Consider the following 1523-nt stretch of genomic DNA (forward strand, 5'->3'; position numbering starts at 1 on the left):
CACGCGGGACCGGCCAACCAGCTTCTTGAACGGCCCCTGCTGGCTGTCGGTTGCCGCCCGGCCGGCTCAGTAGCGCAGCAGTCCGGCGATCCGTCCCGCCTGCTCCAAGTGTGGGCTGCTGCGGACCACCTCGACCTCACCGCCATCGGCCATCACGCGACGGACTGCCAGTTCGACGGCGTCGGCGATCTCTTCAAACTCCGCCCCGCAGTACGGGCAGCGCGGCAGCCGCTGGGCTGTGACGTATTCGCAGCCGCGGCAGCGATAGCCGGGGGCGCGGAATCCTTCGCTGACGATCAATGTCTGAACGCGGCCGTCGTGGACGGCGTGCAGGGTGTCATCCAGCCGGACAACCCCCTCCAGGCCTTTGGCGGCGGCGGTGATCACGCTCTCGATCAAGGCAGCTTCTCGCGTGTGCAGCGCCTCACCGCCAACCGTCATGGCCTTGGCCAGGACCTGGTCGTGACTGGCCGTCATCTCCATCGGAAAAGTCGTGAACACCAGGCTCTGCCAGCGCTTGGGAAGCAGGGCGACGAAATGCGACACGACATCGTCCGTGCCGCCGACGGCGATGCGGCGCACCCGCGCGTCTTCGAAGAAATCTGCAGCAAACTTCGCCGACTGCTTTAGGTTGCGCTCGGTCAACTCCTCGGAGTGGCCGGTTTGCCCCGCAATCCCGCCGCGCCGCCCCGGGAAGGTCGAGGCCCCGCCGCGTTTGGTATGGCGGACCGCCTCGCCTAGCGTGCCGTCCTGTTCCTGTAACTCTCCCAGATGAAAATGGAACAGGCGCGCGCCTTGCTTGTCGACCAGAACGACGCCGTAGTCGCCGTACCCGGCCAGCAGGTCGGCCAGCGGCTTGAGGTAAGGTCGGTCGATGTGCCGGGCCCGGCTGCGCACGGGCACCGAGAAGGCAAAGGCCCGGAAGAAGTCTGCGACCTGACAGCTGAACATGGCCAGGCTTCGTCCGGACCAATCGTACTCTTGTTCGACGAATCGCTGGATACGTTCGAGGTCGCGGTCGGCTTCTCCTGTGAACTCCTTGAGGAGCTGTCTCAAATGCAGGCGGTAGGCGTCGGCGGAGCCGGCTGAGGGGTCGACGCTCAGGTACACGCTCAACACCGGCGCCGGTGGCCGATAGGCGAGCAACTCCTGCAGGTCGTGCTCGTTCAGCATGAGGGCCTCCTGATGTGGATCACACCGAGAACAGCGGGGCCTCCGGGTCCGGCGGCGGGAGACAGCAGTCCGCCCCGGGGATGGATTCGATCCCCACCGGCACCGGGGACTGTGCCCGAGGGAGCAGGCTGGCGACGCGCGCCGTCAAGGCCGGGGGCCGATGGTCACCGGTAGTTCAACCTCCTTCCCGTCGCGGAGAACGGTCACAACAACCTTCTGGCCGACGCTGGTGTGCTCGACCAGGTACGAGATCAGATCGTTGAAATCGGCGATCGGCTTCCCGTCGATCGCCACCAATAGGTCGCCACCCGGGCTCAGGCTGGCGCTGTCGCAGTCGCCGGCGCCGCGCA

At 66.6% G+C, this 1523-nt stretch carries 2 protein-coding genes; both read right to left on the minus strand.

The genetic code is table 11. The annotated features are described in order from the left end of the window. Positions 1–66: 66 nt before the first annotated feature. Positions 67–1173 (minus strand): hypothetical protein, encoded by a 1107-nt coding sequence (locus MUO23_14280; GenBank protein ID MCJ7514117.1) that lies wholly within the window; start codon positions 1171–1173, stop codon positions 67–69. Positions 1174–1317: 144 nt separating this feature from the next. Further along, positions 1318–1523: PDZ domain-containing protein (locus MUO23_14285; protein MCJ7514118.1), on the minus strand; the 206-nt coding region annotated here is incomplete at its 5' end.

The sequence above is a fragment of the Anaerolineales bacterium genome, assembly GCA_022866145.1.
Lineage (GTDB): Bacteria > Chloroflexota > Anaerolineae > Anaerolineales > E44-bin32 > PFL42.

Bases quoted from the DNA above. Each gene is read 5' to 3' on its own strand.
- MUO23_14280 (MCJ7514117.1), bottom strand. From the start codon at position 1,173: ATGCTGAACGAGCACGACCTGCAGGAGTTGCTCGCCTATCGGCCACCG.